Genomic DNA, 21,608 nt, shown 5'->3' with positions numbered 1-21,608 from the left:
AGTTTTGCCTAAGAATAATATTGGTGTTGATAGCGGCAATTTTTTAAGAAACAAAAATGAGCGCTAGTAATTGTATAACGTATTTTTTAAAAATCAAGAAACCATAGTACTGAAAAAAACAGTACCTAAATAGCTTCGTGTGTTGAATCAAATATGGCAATCTATTTATGGGAAGAGTATGGACATATTGGGAATTTGATCACCCTTTGGGTAACACGGTTCGAGTAATATCAACCCCATTAGGGCTAGAGATATTTGCTGAAGATGTATTTCAGATTATTGCACCGGAATTAAATAATGAAAAAATAGTGCCTCTGCATATCCAAAGTCGAGAACGTCATGTGGTTATTGGGGAGCAAATAACAATAGTAAAAACTTTAAATTCGGGAGCTATCTATAATTTAAAAGGCATGGTTAAAAAACAAATGATTAATAATTTTACGCAATGGATAAGGAGTAATGTCTTACCGATATTTCAAAAAGATCCTTTTTAGAAAATTGAGAACAAATCTGAATTATGAGGAAAAGAAAAATGATACAAACTATCAATAACAATCAAAATGGAAATATTAATGGCAAAGCTGATATATCGGCGATTGAAGCAGCAGAAGAAATAAAGCTAAATGATTTAACACCAGAGCAGCAGTTAGAGTTAGAGAAACTAAAATTAGACCGGGATATAGCCTCAGATGCAGATAAAGAGGCAGAAGAGGTAACTAAAACTCCCCCAAGAAGATTAGTAATAGTAGACGGTGGGAAAGGTGGAGTTGGTAAATCGATGTGGACAAGAGGATTTTTACAAACTTGTATAGATGAGAAAAGAAGAATTGTGGCAGTAGATGCAGATAATTCTAATCCAGATTTGTTGAGATATTATGGTGAGAATGGTGAGCATTGTCAAATACAGCAGTTAAATATTTTTAAAGATGGAAGTATAGATAGATTTTTTGATCAGGTAAAGAGAATGATGGAGCCAGAGCTAGATACATATAATCAACTGCCACCACCAGAATCGCTGTTTTTATTAGAATTGCCACCGCAATCAAGACAAATATTTAAAAAGTTCATAGAACAAGAGTTCTTGGAAACAGCCGCCAATGATTATGACATTAGAGTAACAATGGTTGTGGTAATTAGTCGAGTATCAGATTCGGTAAAGCAATTAATAGATTTATACAGCTTTTGCGAAAATAAAGTAGATTACATAGTCGTTAGAAATTTATTTTATGGTGAGGAGTCAGAATTTTCTAGATATAGCAACTCATCAATAGTTCAAGAGATAAAGCAAGAGCTATTAAAAGCAGGAATCCCTTTATTTGATATTACAATGCCGGATTTGCTTGAATATGCCTATGATTATTTAGATGAAAAATCACTAAGCTTTTCTGAAGGAATAAAGCAAAAAGAACTACCAGGAGTGAAAATGCGGGTGAAGAGTTGGCTAAAAATTTTTAAACAGCAAATTTGTCCAGTTAAGCATCTCTTAGGGCTGGAGAGTATAAATGTTGAAATCTTCTAAAAGAATGATAATGACTGTAGGTGACTCTCGTGTAGGCAAGTCTACAGTTATGAAACTATTGCTGGAAATTTATCAACTTCAAGGTAAAAGATTGAAAGTTTATGATCATGATAATCGGGACAGACTTTTGGCTTACAAAGATTTAGTGTGTATTGAAAAGATAGATTTTTTCAATAAACAAACGGACAGGATGTTTATTGATCTGGTAGCTGATGATATAGATATCATTTTAGTGGATATGCCGGGGCAGCACATAGACAAAATTTGCCAGTATATTGTTGAGTCTGAACTATTAGAAGCTTTAGCTGAATATGGATGGAAGCTAACGTTTCTGCAACCGATATCACATAGAACGGACTGCATAGACTACTTAACTCAAATCATCCAAACTGCTACTAACAATGCCAACTATGTGATAGTGAAGAATTATCATTTTGCGCCAGAGTTTAGGGAATATGACGAAAAAATGCAGAAAACTCTGTTAACAATAGGAGGAACAGAAATAAATTTGATGGCTTTACATCGAAATCACTATCAAGCGATGGAGAAAGCTGTCAAGCCATATTCACAAGTATGCCAGGATTTCTCAATAATTTTGTTCTGGAGAAGTTTCATTTTTCAGTGGATTAAAAATTTCCGCAATTCAGTGATAAATAACAATTTGGCTATTAAATATTTAGGGCTTGATTGATGACACTACAAGACACATTACAAGGTTATTCTCAATCAGAACAAAGGCGCATAGTTGAAGGGGCGTACCAATTAGGAATCACACCAGATGACCCAACATTTAGGATGATGGCAACGCTGGGTCGATATGAAGAAACGATGATAGACCTCCAGGCAAGAATGGAGGCAATGATAGAAGCATGGGCGGCACTGATAGACCAAAAACTGGAGAAGACAAGCAAACAAGCCGAGTCAATGCATTATACAGTTGTCTCTAGTGCCGTGCGTGATGAGATCAAAAAAAGCAAGCCCACCGGCACAGGCATGAAAGTGCAGGCAGGCTGGGGATTAGGGACAGTATCTCTTGTGTGTGGATTAGTAGCGGCTGGCAGTACCTTGCTGGGTTCGCTGACCACATGGAATCTGGTGCAAAATATAGGAACGAATCAGTCAGTAGTAGTCTCACGTAACGAGATAAAGATTCTCCAATGGGCAAAATCCCAAGAGGGTAAACAGATGTATCAAATAATCTTGAAGAATCAAGCAGCAATTGAAGCCTGTCAAACACAGCAGAGTAAAACCCAGGGCTATTGTTTAATTCAAGTAGGTAAGTAAGTAGCTAACCTACTTTCAAGTAATCTTGTTCGATGTATCCAAGTTTACTAGCTTCAATCAGAGCATTGACGCGATCCTTGACATCTAACTTCGCAAAAATCTTGTTAATATGACCTTTAACGGTACTTTCAGTAATAAATAACCGCTCGGCAATCAGCTTATTAGAAGAACCATCTGCCATCAAAGAGATAATTTGCATTTCAGTGGCACTAAGATGATCTTGGTAACTCTTCCCCTTAATTTTCTGCTGGAAGAAGAAATTATTTCGGCTAATATCAGGGTCAAAAAAAGACTTGTTATCGTAGAATGTGGTTTTAATTGCTTCTAAAATCAGAGGAACATTATTCTTTTTCAGAATGTAAGAATCAGCGCCGGCATTTAAAGCTGATTGAACAGTGCCTTGAGAAGAATGGGAAGAAAGAACAACAATTTTAGTCTTGCTATCGACTTTGACCTCTTTGATCACTTCTAGCCCCGATATGTCAGGTAAACCAATATCCACCAAAATCACATCGGGATTTAATTCCTTAACTAAATTAATCCCTTCAATACCAGTACGAGCAACGCCGACCATTTCCATATCTGGTTGTTGATTGATCGCAGTAGTGATCCCCAACCTAATGAGTTCTTCATCCTCAATGAGCGTTAATCGAATCATAGATCACTTCGATTATAAGATGACTCAATATTTATAGCATAGTTGTTGGTGTTAAGCCTTTTACTTTTTATATCTGTAATATAAAATATAAGTAGGAAAAAATTTTTCCAGATAAATGAAAAAAACTTTAGTACTAAAGTTGGATTGGATAATTTTTTTAGAACTAAAATAAAAGTATTCTCAAATCTTGTAGACATAATTAGCACTTATTCATAAAAGTAGCCAAAATCACCATCTGTCATTGGAAACATAGTTATGCAACAGGAAGTTTTAAGCATATTAGGTTTGTTACACGATGTTTCAAACAACTATCAAGGAGCATCGTTAGTTTTGAATCAGATAATTGATGGTGTTTATGGACAGTCTTTAGAAGAGATCAAACCGTTGCTGATAGCTTTACAACAAACGAATGACCGAGGGGTGAGTTTGATTCAATCTAAAAGAACTGCTTTTTTTGAACTAAATCCAGTGACAGAGGAGCAGTTTGATATGTTAAGTTTTTTACAAACAACTTATTCTCGATTCAAACCAATAGCGCAGTATCATTCCTTGAATCTCCACTATGAAACTCAATCATCGTACAAGCATGGAACGCAAGTACGGGGTGACAGCATAAGTATTGACAGAATGTTGTGTAATCTTGTGACAAATGCTATTAAGTACACTCTTGCCGGAGATATCTTTTTAAGGTTGCTCAATCAAGAAGATGATTTAATTATTGAGATTGAAGATACCGGCTGTGGGATTGCCGCCGAACAGCTATCAAATATATTTATTCCGTTTTGGAGAGCGCCCCAGAGTAGGTTATCTGATAAGGCGGGCAGAGGAATAGGATTGTATATTGCCTGGATGGTGGCTTATGCTCACGGACTCAGTATGAGGGTAGATTCAGTAGCCAAACAAGGAACCAAATTCACCATTATATTTCCTTACAAAGATGACGGTATCTATGGGGTTGATGGTAGGATGTTGCCCAAATCGCAGAGGTTACAAGATGCGTTACCTATATGATGTGAAACTTTGGGACAGGATTGAAACAGGGGTGGAATTTCTAATTTTTGTGGCTTTGATGATAGCGGCAATTATCAAACTGGGGCACAACGATTTTTTACAAGCATTGTTTTACATAGTATTAGCTGTCATCATCTCACCCTGGTCACAATTCGAGCGGGTGACTAAGCGATATATTTTAGTTAGTGCGTACATTCTTGGGTTGTTTGTCGGGTATTTTAGTTAGTCTAACTCTGGGCCGTCAGAAGATCGCTGGTTCTGTTGTTGCTGTGGCGGTGGCTGTTGCTGTTGCTGTTGCACTCTTATATCAAAGTTGATCAGCTTTTGTGTTTCTTGTGGTGAAAGGTGATTGTGTATTACTTTGTATTCTTCCTCTTCATCTACTTTATAAGCACTAAAAGCCGATTGATTATCACTTTTGCGCCAAACAGTCAGGCGCTGCATACCTTCTCTCATCAACAAATTTAATTGATAAGCCATGCCTTCATAGACCCGACCGCCAATAGTATCTTGTCCCTTTGTAACGATAATATTCATTAGTGCAGGAATAAGAGACTTTTTAACAACCTGATTATTTTCAGTCTCCTTTGGAGATGGTTCTTGATGCTCAACTAAAGGTAACTTGCGCTCTTTAGTTTCTAATATCTGCTGCAAGAATGTCTTTTTCTTTTCATTGATCAAATCTTCAACTCTTGTTGAGTTATCTATATCAGGTGTTCCCTCGGATTTATTTAAACCAAATTTTTGGGCGTACTCTTGGTAGTATTTTTCCTTAAGGGATTGCCTGTAATCTTCAGTACTTTGAGCATTTTGGGACACAGATAAAGTATTTCTCACCTCACCAATAATATTTTCGCGCTCTGTAGTGTCTAGTGCGGGGGTTGAGTGTATTGATTGTGAAAGTGGGTATTTCTCCATCATCAGCGCCAGTCTGTAGGCCATTTGGTTGTCAGAAAAGCCACTGTCGCGGTTGATGGTAGTGATGGTTTGGGCCACTGAGCTAGATTGCATAAGTGTAATTGACAACTGTTGATTACAATTCTAATTCTTGTGAATTATTGGTAGTAGGTTGTTGTGGAGTGCGAGATTTTTGGGAATGCACTTCAACCTTGGGCGTATAGGTATTGTTAATAACCTGGCTACGAGTCTTGAGCAAATCCTGAATCACATCATTCAAAGGAGGAAGTGAGATATTCGTTTGCCCTTTGTTGTGTTGCTCGAATTGACTTTGAAGGAGAATTTTTTGGTAAAGTTCACGTTGCTCCCCAATAGTCAGCTTGCCAGTTTTTGAAAGTTTTTCCCGCAAAGGGTTGTTGTACTGATTAGCAACACTAGACCAAGTTTTATTAGCTTCTAAACCTTGCCAATAAGAGGCAATCTCAGGGTGAAGAGGCACGGGTGTATCACGATTCTCTTCAGAAGAAAACTGTGGCTGTGGTTCTTGAAAAGCCTGCGTTCGCAAATCATTAACAATGTGAGCTAATGGTGGAAGCACAATATCAGTACACCCATTGTGATTAATTTCACTCCAGGCAAGATTTTGAATCTGCTGGTAAAGTTCACGCTGTTCACCAACAGTTAATTTTCCAGTTTGCTGAATTTTAGATTGAAATTCTAAATGTCCTTGCGCTACAGTCTCATGACTTGAACCATCTTTTTCTAACTGCTCCCAATATTGTTTCAAAACTGGATGCAGTGGTAGCAAAACTTTATCTAAGTTAGAAGAAAAATTGGGTCGTTTTGCTGGTTGTGACGGTATTGTACTGTTAGGTGTTGGTGTAGTTGAGTGTGATACAGCGTTCTGTTGTTTTGGAGAATTAAAGCTTGCTTCTTGTGGGTGTGATTGTGTCTTGCGATCTGGTACGTTGGGCGTAGATTGAGTAGATTGGTGTGACTGCTCCTCGTCTAAATTACGGGTAATTTCGGGATGAACGGGCAAGTCGATGTCACGGATGTCTGTCGGGTTGCCAAATAATGCTTTGTAATTAATATGCAGTTTTTGAGCCAACAGTCTTAACTTCTCCAAATCAGCTTCAGTGATAGCCATCGCTTGGACTTGATGAGTCATACCAGTGTCAGTTTTCTCAAACTGAAAGCGAACAGCTTCCCGATTTGTACCATTGTGTTCAGTTTTGAGTAATTGCAGAGTAGATGTATTGTCACTGGTTTGCCGAAAAAGAATCCGGTAATTGCCCAAGGTTAAATCGTCTTTCTCGAAGCTAGTAATACTTTGTGTAAGTATTTTTAATACCTCGTTTTCTTTGAAACTTTCTAAAATATTGTGTGTTCCTTTAGGAGAGACTGAACCAACGACAGAGGCTATTTTGCGAGGGTCTTCATCAACAGAGGGCAATTCTTTACCAGCTTTCAGGTAGTCAGCCACTAACAAAAACTCCTGCCTTTCAATAGGCAGAATGTTAATTTGTTTTTCTATCCAAGTTTTTTGCTCAGACTCTAGTTCTGTGTAAGAAAGTTTAATATTGCCTACGTGTCCCCATTTATCAGCTTGAAAAGTCATTAACTCTACATCATCATGACGACGATAGATACTGTATTTATCAGCACCATAATTCTTAATTACAAAAGCATCAGCATGGTAAACTTTGCCACTGGTCTGCTGTTGTTCATCTTTAACCTCAACACCATATTTTTTTAACAAAGTATAAGCAGCAAAAGCTATTTGTTTATTCTCGCTAGCTTCTAGGCGCTTTCTAAAAAAATTAGGCTCGTAAAGTGTAACATTTTCTTTTTTAGCCCAAGAAGAACTAGTTACAGGAGTTTCAGTTGGCTGGGCTGGCTCCGAGGCAACATCTATATGAATAATGTCTAAATCAATAACTTTTATATCTATAATCTGTGAACCAGGGTTAATAGGTGATTTAGCACGACTTTTTTGAAATACACCAATGTTTGCTTCTAATTCGGGATCATCTGTCACAGTAGAGTCTCCTTTTTGTTGAGCAATTGTTTTGACTGTGCCATCTTTGAGCTTGATAGTAAAACGTTTTCTATCAAGTTGATTTTGATGCCATGACTCTAGAGCTATAGCCCCAGCAGATAACTTTTCAAAACTTTCTCCTCCCTGTGCCACTATAAAATCATCTACACCCTTATCCGGCCCTGGCAGCGTTACTACTTTAACGACAGCACCAAATTCTTGTAATAAGCTTCCTGTTTTCCAAGTATCTCTTTGGATATTGAGCTTAGGTTCAGGCTTAGTTTCATAATCAAAGCAGATTTTAATTTCTCTACTCTTAGTAGCGAAAACAGCTAACTCATCAGCCAGATAGGAATCACCAATTTTCTTGCCCCAATCGTTTTTAGGTGAGCGATAGCCGGAGGAAATTCCCGGTAGTCCGATGGCTGCGTGACCATGTGATAGTAGACTAGCCGCCTTCTTCGCGCCCTCTGTAATGACGAGTGGGATATTGTGTTTATACACACAATACCAAAAACCACTCAAGCGATCGCTATCGGTGGGGTTTACTCCAGCTTTTGAGTAAATATTTTGGGCAATTTCCCCTGGAACATCTAGTAAGAAAATACTCAAATCAACTGATGGTGGATGCTCATATTTGATGAACTTGCCTTCAACCACAACAGTGAACCCATCTTTTTTTACGGTTTTGGGTCTGGGGCGGTTTGGCTTATAGCATCCCCATTCTTTAATTTGAGGTTGCTCACCAGGGGTAAGATTAGCAAATGTGCGCGGATCTACTCCTGAATTACACCACCAGCCACCTGCATCTAAGTGGGAATAGAGTTCTAAAAGCCTAGTAGAGAGGCTACCTGTATTTGTACGTGAAAGTTTGTCGCTGATCATGAGCCGTTCCCAAGCTTCATGTTCGCCACCGACATAGCTAAAATGAAGACTAGAGAAGTTGAGATGTGCAATAAGAGGTGCGATCGCACTGCCTACTACTAGCTCGTGCCAATGTTGCGGATCAATGTGTTCTGGGTGATAAGGGATATGTTGATTATTTTGTGGCTCAAGTTTTTCACTAGTTATAGGAATTGTGTGGTCGATGACAATCTTTGTTGTTAAATTATCATCTGCAATGTCATAAGAACTAATCACTTCATTCTGGTGACTCTGGTTATCAACTTCATTGTTGGCGCTAGTTTGGTTAATCAAATCCTCATCTACAAACTCAGAGGAATTATCAACACTCCCTTGATGTGATTGTGATAATGTATCTTTAAGTTCATCTTCACCTGTTAAAAAAACATTTCTATGGATAGAAGGGTTTAAATCTAGATTTTGTTGGTCTTCAATAGGTACATATTCCTGGGGATTTTGAGAATTGAATGGTATAGTTAAAAACTCAACAGATGTGGCAGAAGGCGGAAGAATTAAGGGGGAATTGGGATTAGGTAAAACTGGAGGTAAATCAGGATCAGGAGGAAAAATTGACGGTGTTATATCATTACTACCGGGGAGAAGTTTAGGCAATAAATATGCCATCATCTCTTCTACTTGTTCTATTTCCTCATCTGTTACACCTTCAAAGTTACCTTTAGACCATTTCCAACCACCATCCTCATCAGGAGTAAGAAAATAAGTTTCTTCTCCTATTTCAATTCGACATTTTAAATCAATAGCTGATTCGATTGATTTATAAATAAACTCTCCTAAAGGATAAATAAAAGTTCTAATAAAATGCTGACTAGCTCTAGCGTAAGCGGAAGTGAGTTGCAAATGTCGTTCATCAAACATATTTATTTGGGTGTAGCAGAGTAAAGGGTAAAGGGTAAAAGGTAAAGGGTAAACGGATTAAAATTCATTCTTTTTCGCTTTTTCTTTCCTTTCTACATTCTTGTCTAAGCATCCTCGCTGGAATAAATTGAACAAACCTTCGATACCCCAAAAAAGGTTTGTTCAATTTATTTTTGCTTACCCCCTAACCGCAACAGTTGCAGAATCGCCGCAAATATTTGTTATGAACAGGGTTGTCGATGATGAGAGAACAAGATTGGCGCAGAACCTCATATTGTTGCCAGTTAGCCCCCAAGCATTTGATATCGATGAGCTTACCTTGGGGTGTAATGCGATTAAAAATAATATGAATATAAATATTGCTAGGTTGAACATCTAAAAAACAGATATACTGCAAATCATGCCAGCCGATACCGTGAATATATTGGTTAACAATTTTCAGACAAGATTCTTGGTTTAGTTGGATGTAAGTGTTTTTTAAGCTGATGATAGTATATATGCCCAAATTCCTCAGCTTTCGTCTAGTTTTAGATAAAGTCTTAAACTCCTGAATAATTTGGAGGGGAGGCAGACTAATATCAATAAAACTACCATTCGCTAAAATCTTTTCTTGAGATAGTGTTTGAATTAGTTCAAAATTGCTAATTTTTAATTCTTCAATAGTCATTTTCATAATAATCAAATTCCACTGTCAGATTTGTTTTGATTAATCATGCTGCCGACTTCTTTGAATGTTAGTCCAGAATTATTAGAAATAGCTTGAGGATTTTCGGGAAGCGGAAAGCGTGAATCAACTTGCTTAACTCGCAAAGCTAAATCTTGCCCAGAGGGAAATTTCTGTGTACTCTTTCTAGCTAATAAACTGACAATCCTTGCCCATTTAAGTTGATTGTATTTATCAATATTTTTGAGCAACTCATTAATTTTGATAGTTTTGAGTAAAGGAACAGACCCCTCCTTTTTATTGGCATAAGCCGGATTAATAAAAACACATTTGCCAGCAATTAGTTTGAGAAATTGAGCCGATTCAAAAAGCTTTCTAGTTTTCTCTTGGTCGCTGATGCTCGTGCTATTATTTTTACCCCCAGTAGAACGGCTTTTTTGCTTGTACTTAATCTCTTCATCACCTAAGAAGCTGGAAAACAATTGCGCCGACTCGTTCTCACCAGGATTAAAGATGAATTTAGTGCTGCAAGCCCCCAGGATCGCCTTAGCGATATCTTTACCGTAGTTCTTCTCAAGCTGCCCCATATTTTGGAAGCCGATAATACCGCAGAAGCCCTCAGAACGAGATTCATTCAGCCATCTATATAAATCAGGTAAGTAAATTGAAGGTAATTCATCCAGTGCAACGATCAGTGGATCTTTCCGTTTAGAAGCAATATTTCGGGCGATGGTCATGTGTAAAATGCTGGTCATGAGAGGCCCTACTGCATCTCGGCGTTCCCTATCCAACCCAAAGATAATCATCTGCTTACCTTTAATTTCCAAAGGTAAAGTTGTCTTACCGATGAAACAGCCCAAGGTGTTTTTCGCCATAAAGCGAGTAAACATAATACTGGCGGTAGCAACAATGCCTGCAACAGTTTTTTCAGATGCAGCAGAACTGAACAGTTGCCCAAAAGCAATTTTTACCCAAGGATTGAGAGAAGCAGCCATGAGGCGTTTGACCATTTGTTCGCTAGAAAGTATCGCGGCGCAAGTCATAACATCTGCGAATTGACCGAACTCTTTAGCTAACATCAGAATTGCCTGAGTCAGCTGATCCCCTGAAGGGCCAAAGAACCCATCTTCAGTTGAATTGCCCAAAAGTCGAAAATTCTTATTGATAACAGTGGAAATTTGTCGGGATGATTCGGCATCACTACTATCCCGGAGAAAATCTAAAGGATTGCAAACTTCAGATTCAGGAAATCCCGGTGCAAAGATGTGAACATCATAGCCCTTGTATTTGGCGTAGGCAGCAACTTTCGCTTGAGATGGGTATTTGAAGTCATAAACTATACATGGAAATTCCTGATCAATTGCCGAGTAAATCATCGGGTTAATGGCACTGAATGTTTTACCACTACCGGGAGCGCCGATTACCGCCGTACCCCGTTGCACATCAGGAATATAAAAAGTAGTATTAGCACCTTTTCCCTGATGCTTACCAATGTAAAGTGCAGCACTATCACATTGGGGATTGACGATTTGCAAGATGGCTTTTTTCTGAGCAGTAGCAGTTTCTTTAGCTCCACCCCAATAAGAGGTAGCAATTTTCTTCTTGTTACCATCGCCAAAAAATACCCTCATCAAAATATAAGCACCAAGTAAGGACAAAACTGTTAGTCCATTGGGGGTGAAAAGAGAGTGAGTGTACTTGCCAATTGCGTCTGAAGGATTTTGTAATTGCTCAAATCGAAATCTTTGACTAGTAGTTGTGTTAGTTGTCGCTAAAAACTTGCTCATAAAGGTATTGAAAATCGAAGGTCTACAAGTTTTGCTCTAGCCGAAAACCCTTGAAGTAAAAATACTAAAGCATTAACAAAGTCGCAAGTCGCAAGTCGCAAGTCGCAAGTAAGTTTTGTAACGGGGATTTAGAAAGAGCCACAAAACTTGCGGCTTGATAGAAGCCGGGGACTTAAACTGAACCGTATGAAAGTTCTTCACTTGCGACTTGCGACTTGTCACTTGCGACTTGATGGTTAATCTGGAAGTGTTGAGGGTTGACCGAAAATAATCGGGTCTTTTTCTTTGTATTCGATAAACGGGACAGGCCCGATAAAGTATGGCGAACAGGTGCGACCAACAAAGGGAATAGTTTTGCAAATACGGAAGAACATAACAGTTTCCATAGAACCGTTTGCTTCATCAATATCCCAAATCACTTGTTTAAATGCCGAACCAAAAGGATTTCTACCAGTTGGTTCTTGCCCATCGTTAAGTGCTTTCAAGATGCCATTCCCACCTGTTACCTTCTGTACTTTGCCAGAAATCCATTGAGTACCTGTAGTCCTGCCGATACCTGCCACCTCTGCATGAGCGCAATTATTCTGTAGGCAAGCGACATTAAACCCTTGTTGATAACTACCGGAAATTGAGCGAGTTCGGTTCGCTTCTATGTCTCGTAGTACAATGTCAACTTTACCCATGAATGAAAGGTCGAGTGTTTCCAGCCCTGGCAAATTATCCCAGGTGAGAGTGGACAATCCAGGTACTCCATTAATTTTGGAGTCTTGCCAATTCTCAAATCTATTAATAGATGTGTTTTCAATGTCGGAAATAGATGTTAGTGAGTAATTTTTTAAATTTATTACTCTTCCTAATGGAACGTCACGTAAACGAGAATTTCGGCTGGCGTTACCTATTGTGCCCCCAGTAATTCCAAATCTTCTCAAGAAATCTCTGACAGGTTCAACACTTCTGACATTTCTATTACCTAAACCAGGGATCGCTTCGGTTAAAGATGGTAAAGTCTGCCATTGAATTAATTGAAAATCATCTAATGTTAACCCACTTAAATTGATTCCTTGTACTGAAGCTATGGTTGAGAGATTTAAATTTTCTATTGCTAATTGAGGTGTTTCAAAATCCCCTAGTTCCATGAACTTGCTAATGCTTTGTCCTGCCGTCCAGGTTCTAGTTTCTGTACCACCTCTTGAACCCGGATAGGTAACACTGCCACTAAGAGAAATAATCATGTCGCTAAATTTCAAACGTGACCAATCAGGAGTAAACCCATTAGGGGAATTGATAACGGGTACTTGTGCTGAAGCCTTGGGCAGCAAAAAGCCTACAAAAGAGTTCAATAGCCCATATTTTATAAAACTATGAATCAATAAGCTACCTACTAAACCCAAAAAAATGAAGTAACGTAAGGCGTTATCATTGGGTCGTAAAGATGATTTCATAAACCATTACCTTGTGTTAAATTATCAGAGCTATTACTCAAAGCGATTAATTTATTAACTAACTCTTGAGAGACAGAAGCCTTATTAGCAGCAGTAGAAATGTCATCACCTGCTTGTAAAAAACTGGTTAACTTTTGCAATCGTTGATGTAGTTCATCTTGCTGATTCATCCATCCACTTTTAATAGCTACAACAATACCGCCTCGAATTTGGTTAATTGTTTGCTGTGTTTTAACTAATGATTGCAATTGAGGTTTCGGCGCTGTTTGTTCTCGTGCCACATCAGCCTTGATCGCCACTTGACTATATTTAGGAGTGCCATTACTTGTTGCTAACCGAAAGCTGTAAACTTTACGCTCACCAGAGGATGACTGCGTAATTACTGTTAATAGAGTTGCCGATGTTTGCGGGATTCCGGGAATGTTTACTTTCTTGATCCGCCGCAGATGAATCAGCCCTGCACCGGGGCTAGAGCAATTCTGATCCAGTCCCTCTAAGCAACCGTCTGTGTCAAGCAGAATTTGCGACGGATCATCTAACCAGACTTTTTTGATAGTTTCGCCAATTTCATAGAAAGAAATTGCTACACCGTGACCATTCCAGACGTTGATAGTTTGTAGTTTGGCCTGCGTCCCACTAGCCATTGATTGAAAGATGGTACGGACAACTGGGGCGGCAATTGTGGATATTGGAGTCAGCGCAATCGCCAACGCTAGAGTGCCGCTTGTAACTGTATTAATTACGCTTTTCATGGCAACTCCAAAGAGCGATTTACATTAAAGGTAACTTTGGTTCCCTGTGGAATAAACCAAGTATTAGGGCGAGAAGTAATTTCTTTAGTAGCACGTTGATTGCGTTGACTAAGATTTTGGCTAACTTGACCAAAAAAACCTGACATTAACGCACCAGTAAGATTGCGCTGATTGCCACTACTACGTGTGCGAATCCTGCCTGTGGATTCATCTAGAATTTCTTCTTCACTATCCGGTTGGTTCATAATCTCTCCAACCTTCCCCAATGCAGACACAGCACCGCCAAACAAGTCATTTCGTGCAATCTCGCCACCCCTGTCTTGAAATCTCCGAGCTATTAGGGGTTTACCACCAACTCCTGTCACGGAAATCGCACCCGCAGAAATCGGATATTCTGTATTATCTTTGATGATCGCTCTGACATAAGCGACAGCGTAACTGCCGCCATCAACCGAAGCTAACTCGACTGTCAATAAAGTACCCGAAGGGATTGCCACTTGACCATAGTTATCGCGTAAATCCTCTTGCAGCCTAGCAATAGACTTAGTGTTATTAGAGGTTGGTGTTTGTGTCTTTCCTTGTCCTGAACTATTAACTGTGGTTTGAACTAATGGGGTAACAATCACACCACTAGCAAATGAGCCAACTGTCAAATAACGAGTTTGTTTCCCTTGGAGAATTTGGCTTTCTTGAGGTAAATAATTGTTAGCTAAAGTAATCTTGTTAACTTTAGAAGTTGCTTGCCACCTGGGGCGGATCTTTTCAATCGAGTCGCTTGAGTTTTGCGGCGTGGTCTGGTCAAAATTATTTGTATCGGTTTGTTCATTCGGTTGATTTTGAATTGCTTGAGCTTGAGCTTGAGCAAGATATGGATCTAATGAAGATTGTTTACTGGTGCTAGTTTCGGTGTAGGCGATTTTGCCATAAGAACCGATGGTACGAAGTTTGTTCAATTGCTCAAGGGGATCTTGGGGCGTTACTGCCCGTGCTGCTATAGATGGTCTTGGAGAAAAACTCGTGCGTGTTGGTGGCGGAGTGTAGGTTCTAATCGGTTGTGGTGCAGTCTGAGTTACGCGATGTGGTTGTGTATTTTGAACAAGACGTGGCGCAAGTCGTGGAGATGGTGGGCTAGACGGCACAACCTTTTGGTCTACTGAAACTGGTACTGGCGCTGGTTGGTCAAATTTATTTTTGTTAATGCGACCTAACTCATCTTCTTGATCCGACAGAGCTAGTTTTGCACGCGCATCACCGTCTCCCTCATCGCTTTCTTGGGCTTGTTCAGTGGTGGGTATTTCCTGCGTTTTCAGAGTAATCTTTGGTGCTGGTGCGGGATTGAAAACACCATTGAGCATCAAAAATATCGCTAAAAATCCAACTCCAAAAGGGATAGCAATTATTGCTAGTCTTGACCAAGGAGAAGTGACAAATGTGTGCTTAGTCGGTACTAATAAACTTTCCGGTTCTGGTGTTTTATTACCATTAGTTTTATTAGCATCATCTATTTTAAGCAAATCCTCTAAAGTCGATACAGACCCATTTTTATTATTCTCTTCACTCATTTTCTTTTGCCCAAATCTAAATCGACAATTTCCGTAATTTCTAATCCGGCTCTCCGGGCGGCATAGATTTTTTTAGCTAATCCGCTAGTATTAGCTGGGATATACTCTGGATTAGAAATTGATGAAAGTGTAATGGTTTTATTAAAAGTAATTCCTTTGCCGGAATTATCACTACGTTCAAAAGTTACCAGCGTCCCAATAAAATCTATTTCCCATTGACCATCTCTAAGTTGCCGTGGCTGTGAAATAAATCTAGGGATTAAAGATACTTGCGTATCACCATTAAATATGCTCGTCGGAGTAATTGAGGCTAATTTTTTCAGAAATGCGGCTCTAAATCCTCCATTTTCACTCAACGCAAAGGCAGCATCATAAGCTTTACTTGTGACTCGGCTATTAGATTTATTATTAATCTTGCCTACTTCTACCCCAGTATCTTGCTTAGTTATCGGCTCACCTTTATCATTGAAAGCTTGTACTATTCCATCCCAATTAAACATCTTAATGAAGGTATCAGAAATAAACTTTCTAATTACTTCATCAGAGCGTTTTTGAGGGTCTACTGCTCTAGCGGAAATCGTCTCACCTGATGATAATTGTACCAGGGCTAATTGCTTTTGATTTAGGATGCTGATTGCCCCATAATTGAGGAATTGCAATAAGAGGGAAAATCCCGCCATTGAAAACCCAACTAAAGAGATTATTCCTACTCTAGTTGTCACATATTTGTTGTATCTGAGTAATTGTAATGGCTCTTTCTTAGCAGGAGAGGCTTTTTTATGATTCAGCATAGGTTTTATTTAGCTAATTTTCCGACTAAACTACCACCTTTAGTAGCAACACCTTTAGCAACCTCAATGGCAATTGAACTATAAGTTTCAGCAGCTTTATTAATTTGAAGTAAAACAGAAATGCCACCACCAGCTGCTAAACCTGTAGCTAAGAATGGCGCAATTATACCAATTGTAAATAGAAAGAACATTGGCTGATAAGATTTAGAATCAGCGACTAATTGCCCGGCGAAACCAACAATGATATTGAAGCAAAGCTTGCCAAAACCTATACTGAAATATCCGACTAACCAACTGTAGATTGATTTAGCTCCGTAAGGTAGTAGAGAACCACCAACAGCTATAGGCCCCAGCAGTGCTGTTACGAGCATAGTCAGTTCAATTCCCCATTGGTAAGCCCCATTCATTCCGACTAAAATTATCGTAACTATGTCAGTAACAGCAGACCCAACAAAAGCATTAATGGGAGACATAATTACATCTGTAACTGTAGCTTTTCCTTGAGCTACGTCCTTGTAAGAATCGATAGCGCCATCAATCGCATCGATAAACCAAGAAAATACCCCATTATTTTTATTAAATTTATCGGGATATGTCTTCGTTAAATCTTCCTTCGCTTTTGTTAAACAGTTAATCTGCTCTTGTTGACTTAAGGATGAATTTTTGCACTTACTAACAGCTAGTCCGATAGCGCTACGTGCAGCTTCAGTGCCTAATGCACTTTCGTATGCTTTCTTAAGATCAGTTCCTGCCGCCGCTTTACTAATAACTATATTGTTTACATTATTAATATAGTTTCTAATTCCTAATGTTGAATTACCTAAAGCTTTTCCGTTATTAGATAGTAAAACAATTACTATTAACGGCCAAACAAAATCAGTATAAGCTCTTTGTTCTTCCCCCGCCATCATTTTTTTTGTCCATTCAACGACAAAGAAAGTTAGTGTTGCTATAGCGAATAAAGCACCAACGTCACAAACTGCCCAGTATACGCCTCCATCAAGAGTATTAACCCACAATTCGTCAAATCCTTTCGCTACTGAAGCTGAATTTTCTTTTGCTAAATCAGCTAAATCGCCACCATCTAGTTTGGCTAATAAATAGTACATAGTTAATATCCTTTTTTGACCAATATTTATCAACCACTCGTACAGAATTAATGCTGAATTCTGACGCCTTGGCGGAGCAACTCCTGCTCCGCTCCTGAGTTCTGAATTCTTCTTCATAAACCTTTAGTCGTCAGCAGATGTCGCATTTAACCGTGCATTAAGTACGACTTCATGTACTAGAGACAATCTGCCATCTTCTTGGGAGTTCTCCTTTTGCCTTTGGGAATCAAGATGCTCCGCTACTTGCGTTAGCATCAAGTTAGAGTAAGCATTGTCCTGTCGGGCTAATAAAGAATCAGTACGCTGCTGTGCCAACATTGACACAATTAAGCCGTTCTGAGACGCGATCGCTTTGAGAACATTCTGAGAAGCGTCCATATTCTGCGCCTCATCAGCAATACCTTTTGCAAGTTGAGCGATTTGTGCAGTAGTATCAATTTTTTCTTGAGTTTGCTGCTGTCCTTTTTTTCCAATCACGCTGGCAATCGAACCAAGCGTCAGTTCACGCTCTAGCTTCTGTGCTTTTTCTTGGGCGACAGGATAAGAATAATCATCCTTGAGCGTATTTTTCAATTGTTCAGCCGAAGCAATTGGGTCAGGCGCACCCAATTGTCCAATAGAACTATCAATTGCCGCATTAGCATTTTCTTTGATGTCACCCCAAGCACTGTTAATCTCACCCTTAGCCCATGCTTGAATTTCCGAAACTTCTCCTTGAAGATCCGATACGATAGAACTAAAAAAATCTTTGATGCTGATGCCATAGCTAGGTGCAGCAATAAAGAAACTGCCAACTGTAGCAGAAAGTATTACCCCAATTGTCCGCTTTTTCATTTAAGCTACCTGTCTTGTATGTGATTTTGAAAGTAAATTCTTCGCTAATTCTGATAACTCTTCCCCCCGAATCATTCTGATATAATCCTCACTAAATTTGACTAACCCAAGTAGAGGATTATCTTGATAGTGCTTGAGAAACAAACTGCGTAATTCTTGTTCGTTTGGATTATTAGCAACTGAGGCTAATAAACAGTAGGCAGGATAATAGCGACAGAATGTGAGTTTGCCGTTATCATCAAGCAACCATTGTGAGTAAATCCCCGACTTTTTGGGATAAAAAGCTTCTGTACTGTTGACCCTGATGATTTCAATAGGATATTTAAAGCGAACAATAAACGGGTCAACGGCTGATGATTGAATCCTGCCTACTAAACGTGTAGTGATATTGGCAAATATCTTCTGTGCAGATGCGCTCTGATATATAGTCTCTGGTTCTTGGGCAGAGATGATGACGCGGATACCAGACTTAGCTCCATTGGCACACAATCGCCCAATTAACGAGGCGATAGCATCAAATTGGAATAAGATTGGCGCTTCATCAAGGAAGAAGATCGAAGCTTTTGATGATAATGCACGACGTAATGCCGCAGCATAGGCACTAAGAGCGAGTATGGCAGCATCAGCTTCACTCGATAAATTACGTAAAGCGAATACTAACAATTTGGCATTAGTTCTAAAACTGGATGGGCGTGAGATTGATTGTCCTACCCTGGTACTCAACCAATAATTTATTCTCAGCCTGATTTGCTGTAAGGCTTCGGAAATCTCTTGACTCTTACTAGCAATAGAATCTAATTGTATGAAAGCTGGAGAACAAAAATTATAAAAATCTTTGAGTGTCGGAGTCTCGTTCCAATATTGAGTCCCAAATCCAAAATGTATTGCTGACTTGTAGCGTGATTTAATTTCATCATCATTAAAAAATGTTTTTAAAGCTAAAGCAATGATTGACTCAATATTGGTGGTAATCGTTGGGCTGACACCAATCATGCTCGTCCCCATCACCATTGTCATCAGCACTGATTTGAGAAATTCCTTAAAATCGTTCAATCGCTCATTTCTCAGTTCTGCATCCAGAGAGCGTAAATCAGGAAGTTCAAAAAGATTGTTTGATTCTTTGGAGATGTCAAAGTATGCCCCATCTTCACCCAGCAGATTGGTGTAGTCGGTGAAAGTGGATGTCCCGTCTGGCTTGGGATAGTCTAGTGCCACTACCGGAATATCTTGTGCAAGTGCCGGGGTAAGAATACCTGCCACCAGCACAGATTTACCTGAACGAGTTGCGCCGAAGACTGCCAAATTCTTGTGGTTTTGGTACAAGTCTAAATGTACTGGTGTGCCGCCTTCTTCTGCAATTAACTCAAACCCACTGCGATCGCCTGTAGCAGTCCTGATCAATGGCATCAGCCCTGGTGCTTCCGAACTAAAATATGGCAGTCGGCGGTTAAAAGGCTTGGTTAACAACGGCTCCCAAACAAATGGGCAACACTGCAACCATGTCTTCCAGGCGTATTCAATCTCCCGGTCAACTACCGCCGGACGCAAGAAATAGCTGGCAAGATATCGGCAAGCTTCGTCTAATTCCCGTGGGGTTGGGCGGTGGACGAGAAAAGCAACTGCGGTATGCACTACTACACTACCTTTATATATTGTCTTCTGCGCCTCTACCGCTTCTTCAATATTCATCCCCGATTTGACATCAATATTGCCTTTCTCTGTAGATAAAGAAGTGCTGGTAATTGATTGCTTGGTAATGCGTTGAAGATTTGTTTTAGAGATAGTTTGATTTGCCTTTGTTACCTGACAAATAATTTCTGTATCATAAATACTATCTCTAGAGATTAATTCCCATAGATATCGCAGTTGGGCTTGTTCGTCATACCACCCCCCTGGCTTTTGGCTGAAGTTGAGCGCCCCAATATATTTATTTTGTAGTTTTACCCATTTTCTATCAAAGAATGGCACAGACTCCTCATTCTCTAACATCTGGTGGCGGATGTGAAAATCGCTCGTCTGAGTTTCTACTATTCCATCTATTGGGTCAATTTTTAATGGATTAGGGATTGCCGGAGGAGTAGAGCAATTAAGCTGTTGCCAAATTGTTGACCAAATTTCTTCAGCACTTAAAACCCTAATCCCCAACTTCATCTTGTTGTCCAGGATAGCTGACCACTGTAAAAATCCATCGTTAAATGAATTTTGCAGAATATTTTCAATTCTAGTATTGTTATGGGCGTGAATTTCACCTGTAAAGCGAAACCAGCCCTTTTCTAATTTTCTAATCAGAGATTCTATAAAATCCTTAGACCGTTCATCGTCATCAATAACAGTGTAAGTACACCAGAGTCTCAAAAACTTATTCTTCCTCGCTCCACTTTGGGTTAGTTTTTTAGTCCTTAATCTTTCACTACGTATTAACAATTTTAATTGGTCAATCTGACAATTACTCTCTAGCTTGGACAGTTCTTCTTGTCGGTGATAATCAGACGTAAAAGAACCTAAATGTATTGTTAAGTTTTCCCCTTCGGGAATTTCTTTTAACCCCGCTTCTATGCCCTCAAAGATAGGCAGCATTTGCGATGATTCTAAATTCGGATGAATTCCTAAACAATCAAAGCAGAATTTGATTTGAATATTTTCACCTTTTTTGAGAATTAATGCGCCTACGCCCTGTCTACCTCCTAAGTTGAGGTCACAAATGCCCGCTAAATGGATAATATCTTCAAAGGGAGTGAGCATTTTTACAACACTAATCTGCTCCTTTTCTAATGCGACTTTACCTAATTTATCTTTAACCTGATTAGAAGATTTTGGCATAATATTAATAACTGAAATCTCACTAAAACTCAGAACTTAGAACTTATTTCTCTTCTGACTTCCGACTTCCGGACTTCCGACTTCCGACTTCTGTTGTATTGACTGAAATCTCATATATCCCCTACTAATCCGAGGGACGCTGACGAACTTACCGAAAAAGTCTTTATTTGTAGAAATTGTCCACCATGTTGCCCATCCCCAAGCAATACTTAATCCTGTACCCAACCAACTTGTTTTCAGTAGATAATTGAACAGAAAAACATTGACTACTGCTATTAATGTCCAGGCAAATATTTGATCGGCAGGGAATGGCCCTAGTCTTGGTCTTTCTCCTAAAATCCGATTTACTGTCCGAAAATCATGTTTATTTGACATATTTATTGATTTAACAGAGAGTTATCAATGAAGGCAGGAGTTAGGGGGCAGTTCTTGCTGGAGGAAGAAAATTCTATAAGTCTTTTCTCTTTCCCTTTTGTTCTTATTTTTTTCTTTACCTCCTGCCCTCAGCAAGAACTGCCTCCTGCCTTCTTCATCAATAACTGATAACCCAAAAAGCTTTTTTACTGAACAATCAAACCAGTAATTAAATCTCCAACGAAAACTGCCATAACTATGATTAATGGAGTTCTTGCTAGTGTCTGCCAATCTTCATCGTTCC

The 21,608-nt window shown here is 39.2% G+C and carries 19 protein-coding genes; 6 read left to right on the top strand and 13 right to left on the bottom strand.

Annotation, left to right across the window (positions count from 1 at the left end; translation table 11 throughout):
• Window positions 1–167 precede the first annotated feature (167 nt).
• From LC608_RS23040 to LC608_RS23025, 4 genes are read left to right on the top strand one after another with little or no spacing between them, the layout of a single operon-like run.
• Window positions 168–494 (top strand): hypothetical protein, encoded by a 327-nt coding sequence (locus LC608_RS23040; protein ID WP_229555761.1) that lies wholly within the window; start codon window positions 168–170, stop codon window positions 492–494.
• Between the two features lie 38 nt (window positions 495–532).
• Entirely contained in the window at window positions 533–1,519 is a 987-nt protein-coding gene (locus LC608_RS23035; protein WP_229555760.1) for a hypothetical protein, read from the top strand.
• Window positions 1,503–2,210 (top strand): ATP-binding protein, encoded by a 708-nt coding sequence (locus LC608_RS23030; RefSeq protein ID WP_229555759.1) that lies wholly within the window; start codon window positions 1,503–1,505, stop codon window positions 2,208–2,210. Before LC608_RS23035 ends, LC608_RS23030 begins: the two co-directional genes overlap by 17 nt.
• Window positions 2,210–2,803, top strand: coding sequence for a DUF6753 family protein (locus tag LC608_RS23025; protein WP_100904153.1), 594 nt, complete (start codon window positions 2,210–2,212; stop codon window positions 2,801–2,803). Before LC608_RS23030 ends, LC608_RS23025 begins: the two co-directional genes overlap by 1 nt.
• Window positions 2,804–2,807: 4 nt before the next feature.
• Here LC608_RS23025 and LC608_RS23020 read toward each other — a convergent pair whose 3' ends face one another.
• Window positions 2,808–3,461, bottom strand: coding sequence for a response regulator transcription factor (locus LC608_RS23020; RefSeq protein ID WP_229555758.1), 654 nt, complete (start codon window positions 3,459–3,461; stop codon window positions 2,808–2,810).
• Between the two features lie 255 nt (window positions 3,462–3,716).
• On the opposite strand from LC608_RS23020, the gene LC608_RS23015 reads away from it, so the two are divergent.
• Window positions 3,717–4,472, top strand: coding sequence for a cell wall metabolism sensor histidine kinase WalK (locus LC608_RS23015; protein WP_229555757.1), 756 nt, complete (start codon window positions 3,717–3,719; stop codon window positions 4,470–4,472).
• Window positions 4,456–4,698: a hypothetical protein gene (locus LC608_RS23010; RefSeq protein WP_190965586.1), complete on the top strand. Its 243-nt coding sequence runs from the start codon at window positions 4,456–4,458 to the stop codon at window positions 4,696–4,698. Before LC608_RS23015 ends, LC608_RS23010 begins: the two co-directional genes overlap by 17 nt.
• On the opposite strand, the gene LC608_RS23005 is transcribed toward LC608_RS23010, so the two are convergent.
• The 12 genes from LC608_RS23005 to LC608_RS22950 form a co-directional block, all read right to left on the bottom strand.
• On the bottom strand, window positions 4,695–5,483 hold the full coding sequence (locus LC608_RS23005) for a hypothetical protein (RefSeq protein ID WP_229555756.1): 789 nt from the start codon (window positions 5,481–5,483) through the stop codon (window positions 4,695–4,697). The genes LC608_RS23010 and LC608_RS23005 overlap by 4 nt on opposite strands.
• A 22-nt stretch (window positions 5,484–5,505) precedes the next feature.
• Window positions 5,506–9,189: a DUF3854 domain-containing protein gene (locus tag LC608_RS23000; RefSeq protein WP_229555754.1), complete on the bottom strand. Its 3,684-nt coding sequence runs from the start codon at window positions 9,187–9,189 to the stop codon at window positions 5,506–5,508.
• Window positions 9,190–9,373: 184 nt separating this feature from the next.
• Complete coding sequence (locus LC608_RS22995) at window positions 9,374–9,862, bottom strand: relaxase/mobilization nuclease domain-containing protein (RefSeq protein ID WP_229555753.1); 489 nt, start codon at window positions 9,860–9,862, stop codon at window positions 9,374–9,376.
• Window positions 9,863–9,867: 5 nt separating this feature from the next.
• The gene (locus LC608_RS22990) at window positions 9,868–11,640 is read right to left on the bottom strand and encodes a type IV secretory system conjugative DNA transfer family protein (protein ID WP_229555752.1); all 1,773 of its coding nucleotides are present in this window, start codon (window positions 11,638–11,640) and stop codon (window positions 9,868–9,870) included.
• Between the two features lie 236 nt (window positions 11,641–11,876).
• Window positions 11,877–13,082: a hypothetical protein gene (locus tag LC608_RS22985; protein ID WP_229555751.1), complete on the bottom strand. Its 1,206-nt coding sequence runs from the start codon at window positions 13,080–13,082 to the stop codon at window positions 11,877–11,879.
• Window positions 13,079–13,834 carry a hypothetical protein gene (locus tag LC608_RS22980; RefSeq protein WP_229555750.1) on the bottom strand — a complete coding sequence of 252 codons (756 nt, stop codon included), beginning with the start codon at window positions 13,832–13,834 and terminating at the stop codon, window positions 13,079–13,081. The genes LC608_RS22985 and LC608_RS22980 overlap by 4 nt, the downstream gene beginning before the upstream one ends.
• Window positions 13,831–15,396, bottom strand: a complete 1,566-nt coding sequence (locus LC608_RS22975) for a TrbI/VirB10 family protein (protein WP_229555748.1) — start codon at window positions 15,394–15,396, stop codon at window positions 13,831–13,833. The genes LC608_RS22980 and LC608_RS22975 overlap by 4 nt, the downstream gene beginning before the upstream one ends.
• Window positions 15,393–16,187, bottom strand: a complete 795-nt coding sequence (locus tag LC608_RS22970; RefSeq protein WP_229555746.1) for a hypothetical protein — start codon at window positions 16,185–16,187, stop codon at window positions 15,393–15,395. The genes LC608_RS22975 and LC608_RS22970 overlap by 4 nt, the downstream gene beginning before the upstream one ends.
• A 5-nt stretch (window positions 16,188–16,192) precedes the next feature.
• Window positions 16,193–17,413, bottom strand: a complete 1,221-nt coding sequence (locus tag LC608_RS22965; RefSeq protein WP_229555745.1) for a hypothetical protein — start codon at window positions 17,411–17,413, stop codon at window positions 16,193–16,195.
• A gap of 6 nt (window positions 17,414–17,419) precedes the next feature.
• Window positions 17,420–18,130 (bottom strand): hypothetical protein, encoded by a 711-nt coding sequence (locus tag LC608_RS22960; protein WP_229555744.1) that lies wholly within the window; start codon window positions 18,128–18,130, stop codon window positions 17,420–17,422.
• A complete protein-coding gene (locus tag LC608_RS22955) occupies window positions 18,131–20,950 on the bottom strand; it encodes a hypothetical protein (RefSeq protein WP_229555742.1) in 2,820 nt (939 codons plus the stop codon).
• 36 nt (window positions 20,951–20,986) lie between these two features.
• Window positions 20,987–21,325, bottom strand: coding sequence for a hypothetical protein (locus LC608_RS22950; protein WP_229555741.1), 339 nt, complete (start codon window positions 21,323–21,325; stop codon window positions 20,987–20,989).
• Between the last annotated feature and the right edge of the window lie 283 nt (window positions 21,326–21,608).

This window comes from Nostoc sp. XA010, from assembly GCF_020829625.1.
Classification (GTDB): domain Bacteria; phylum Cyanobacteriota; class Cyanobacteriia; order Cyanobacteriales; family Nostocaceae; genus Nostoc.
The sequence above is the reverse complement of the archived record's forward strand: the minus strand, read 5'-3'. Positions and strand labels throughout refer to the sequence as shown.